General features: G+C 59.7%; 1 protein-coding gene and 1 pseudogene. One reads left to right on the top strand and one right to left on the bottom strand.

Translation table 11 applies throughout. The features are described 5' to 3' along the window. Positions 1 to 920 (bottom strand): transporter (locus HT737_RS03595; RefSeq protein ID WP_182401469.1); only part of this gene is annotated, 920 nt, incomplete at its 3' end. 210 nt (positions 921 to 1,130) lie between these two features. Here HT737_RS03595 and HT737_RS03590 point away from each other — a divergent pair. Further along, positions 1,131 to 2,172: pseudogene (locus HT737_RS03590) on the top strand (AraC family transcriptional regulator). The last annotated feature ends 24 nt before the right edge of the window (positions 2,173 to 2,196 follow it).

Genomic DNA, 2,196 nt, shown 5'->3' with positions numbered 1-2,196 from the left:
GCCCAGAGCATGTCGCCTTCCGGCCGGTTCTCCACGTCAAATTCCTTGGCCCAGCGAATCTCCGCGCTGGCGTATTTGAGGAAGGTGAAGTGCAACGCCGGGCCAATCGCGAAGACCTGGCCGCGCACGCCGTCGTCCACTTCCTGCCCGGCGAATTGCACGGTGTGGCCGTACTGTTTGTCGTCGGTGGTCTGCTTGAGGTAATAGCCGTTGATACCGAGCATCACATCGTCGGTGATCTTGTAACTGGCCGAATAGTCGAAGTGGAAAATCTGTCCGGACTTGTAGTCGGTGTCCTTGTTCTTTTCGTTGAAGCTGTAGGTGGTCTTGAGTGACACCTCGGTCTTGTCGGTCGGCAGCCAGGTGAACGAGAACAGCGGCTTGTAGGTGTAGAAATTGTTGCTGGTATTGGCCAGCCGATCGACGCTGTATTCACCGGTGGGCACCGTGATTTCCAGGGCGGCGCCGAGGGTCAGGTTCTTGCCCATGTCCCACAGGATGATCGGTGCAATCGTGGTGTCGCCCATGCCTTCGCGGGTATCGCTGAGACCGAATACCGACACTTCCTGTTTCAACCAGGGCTGGGCGATGTAGCCGGCCAGGCGTCCACCGAACACGCGTACCGGGCTCAGGTAATCGATGCGCGGAATGACCGCCGTGGATTCGATGTCGACATTCGGCACCTTGCCGCCCAACGAGCTGATGTTGAGCTTGGTCGACTTGTAATGGTTGTAGTAAAGGTTGAACGCGACCATGTTCTCCGGAAGGCTGTCGACTTCCAGCGGCAGCATGAAGAACCCGTCGGTGCCGGGGCCGATGTTGTCGACGCCGGCTTCGGTGGCCAAGGCCGACAAGGACGCGGTGCAACCGAGCAAAGTCAGTGCCAGACGCAAGGGAAAAGTGGCGCGGTTCGGGCTCATGGCTGTCCTCATTATTATTGTGGTGGGACGTGGCGCCGGTACGCGAAACGTCCGGCACCATAGAAATAAGCGCTAGAGGCCCGACGGGGCAGGGTATTGGCGGACAGTTAGGGGGACTTCTGCGGACAGTCGGCCAACCCTGTGCTAACTTCCTTCGACATAACCGGTTACAAAAATAACAATCAAGCGTGATCCGGAATGTCAGCCCCCATGAACGTAAAAGTCCAAGACCCCACTTTCGAATTGGCGCTGGTCTCGCCGTTTCTCCTGCAAACCCTCGCCGAAGTCGTGCACAACAAAGGCATCGACCCCCAAAGCCTGTGCCGTGGCCTGGGCTTCACCCTCGATGATCTGCAGGATCCGGCGCAACGGATTTCCTATCGCCAGGCTGTGGCAATGATTCAGCGCGCGCTCAAAGTGTTGCCCAATCAGGGGTTGGGGTTGTGGGTCGGCGCGCAGAATGTGCTGGGTACGCTGGGGCTGCTCGGGCACGTGCTGTCGCTGTGCAAGACCTTGCGCGATGCCTTTGCCCTCGGCATCCGCCATCAGCACACCTCCGGCGGGATCGTGGTGTCCAGCGTCGATGTGGTGGGTGATCAGGTGCACCTCGACGCCGAGTGCCGCTTACCGTTCGCTGAGGTTCAGGTGTTCGCCGTCGAAGAATTCTTTGCCAGCCTGCTGGTGTATGGCCGGGCCTTGGCCGGCAGTGAATTCAAGCCGATTGCCGTGGAGTTTGTGCACGCCGCGCCGGATTACCTGAGCGAATACCACCGCTTGCTCGGGCCCGATGTGCGTTTCGGTTGTCTGCACAATCGCATGCTGATCGATGTTCAGTGGCTGGACGTCAACTTGCCCAATCATCATTCGCTGGCGCTGCGCCAGGCGGTTGCCTTGCTGGAGCTGGAAGCGGCGCAGGTGCACCAGAAACTCGATTTGATTCAGGCGGTGGAACGGGCGATTGCCCGGGATCTGAGCCGGGGCAGCCATATCGAAAAAATCGCCGGCGACTTGAACATGAGCAGCCGCACTTTGCGCCGGCGCCTCACCGAGCACGCGCTGACCTTCGAAGCGCTGCTGGAACAGGTGCGGCAGGCGCGGACCCTGAGTCTGCTGGCCAATCCGGACATGCCCATCGAGCGGATTACCGAAGAGGTCGGCTACAGCGACGTGCGCAGTTTTTCGCCGGGCGTTCAAGCGCTGGACCGGGATGAGCCCGAGTGCGTGGCGCCAGGAGAGCATCGTAACTCTCTGAAGATCAAAAGATCGCAGCCTTTCG

Origin of the sequence: Pseudomonas sp. MD195_PC81_125, from assembly GCF_014060985.1 — a bacterium.
GTDB lineage: Bacteria > Pseudomonadota > Gammaproteobacteria > Pseudomonadales > Pseudomonadaceae > Aquipseudomonas > Aquipseudomonas parakoreensis.
The sequence above is the reverse complement of the archived record's forward strand: the minus strand, read 5'-3'. Positions and strand labels throughout refer to the sequence as shown.